Raw genomic sequence first — 953 nt, forward strand, 5'->3', positions numbered from 1 at the left:
GCTTCGACTGGACGCTGTTCGGCATCGACGCCGCCCTGGCGCTCAAGATCACCGGGGTGCTGACCCTGCTCAAGATCCTGATCAATGTCGTGCGCGACGGCGTCGCCGGCCTCGTCAGAAACCAGCCTGCCGTGGAGGGCAATTGAGATGTGGGTGCTCTCCATGCTGAGCGCGCTCGCCGGCAACACGACGATCATGGCGATCTTCGCAGCGCTCGTCGGCGGCGTCGGCCTGTTTGTCGCCGGCGGCATCAGCCGGGCCAACAAGGATACCGCCAGGCGAGCGGCGGAAAAACTCGCCGCCGTCGAGGAGCGCCTCGAAATGGACCGCGAGGCGACCGATGCCGAACGCGCGGCGCGCGATCTGCCGGACGAAGCCGCACGGCGGGAGGCGATGCGATGGGCAAAGCGCTGACGGTCGGTCTGCTGCTCGAGTGCCTGTTGATCGGGAGCCTGTTGCTCGCCGGATGCGCAACGCCGGTTTCGCCGGCGCGCCAGGTCTGGTGCGACCACAACCAGCCACGCCGTGCGTCCGCCGTCGTCGTCGCCGCCATGACGCGGCCCGAGCTCGACGAGATGAATGCCTACAACGGCAAGGGCGCCGGATGGTGCGGGTGGAAGCCATGATACAGGAGCTTCTCGATGCACTCGGCATCAAGGCGCCGGTGATGGTCGCCGGTCTTTCCGGCGGGATATTGCGAGCCTTGTCGCGCCACCGCTACAAGGTTCGCGAGATGGTGGCGTCGCCGATCTGCGGCGCGCTGGCGGCGGCCTACCTGACATTGCCAGTGGTGCATTATTTCCGCGCCACAGGCCTGGCGATTCCAGCGAACGACGACACCACGACGCTGGCCGCGGCGTTCCTCATCGGCGTCTCGGCGATGTGGATCTCGGACATCGTCTTCGAGGTGGTGGTCAGGCGGTTCAAGCCGGAGAAGGAGGAGTGAGATCGCG

Annotated in this window: 3 protein-coding genes; all 3 read left to right on the forward strand. The window is 66.7% G+C overall.

What is annotated here, in order from left to right:
- The first annotated feature begins 147 nt into the window (after positions 1–147).
- From NMG70_RS32545 to NMG70_RS32555, 3 genes are read left to right on the forward strand one after another with little or no spacing between them, the layout of a single operon-like run.
- The gene (locus NMG70_RS32545) at positions 148–414 is read left to right on the forward strand and encodes a hypothetical protein (protein WP_254028280.1); all 267 of its coding nucleotides are present in this window, start codon (positions 148–150) and stop codon (positions 412–414) included.
- The gene (locus NMG70_RS32550; RefSeq protein WP_254028281.1) at positions 399–626 is read left to right on the forward strand and encodes a hypothetical protein; all 228 of its coding nucleotides are present in this window, start codon (positions 399–401) and stop codon (positions 624–626) included. The genes NMG70_RS32545 and NMG70_RS32550 overlap by 16 nt, the downstream gene beginning before the upstream one ends.
- A complete protein-coding gene (locus NMG70_RS32555) occupies positions 605–946 on the forward strand; it encodes a hypothetical protein (protein ID WP_436798507.1) in 342 nt (113 codons plus the stop codon). Before NMG70_RS32550 ends, NMG70_RS32555 begins: the two co-directional genes overlap by 22 nt.
- Positions 947–953 lie beyond the last annotated feature (7 nt).

Origin of the sequence: Mesorhizobium ventifaucium (assembly GCF_935822925.1) — a bacterium.
In the GTDB taxonomy this organism is placed as follows: Bacteria; Pseudomonadota; Alphaproteobacteria; order Rhizobiales; family Rhizobiaceae; genus Mesorhizobium; species Mesorhizobium ventifaucium.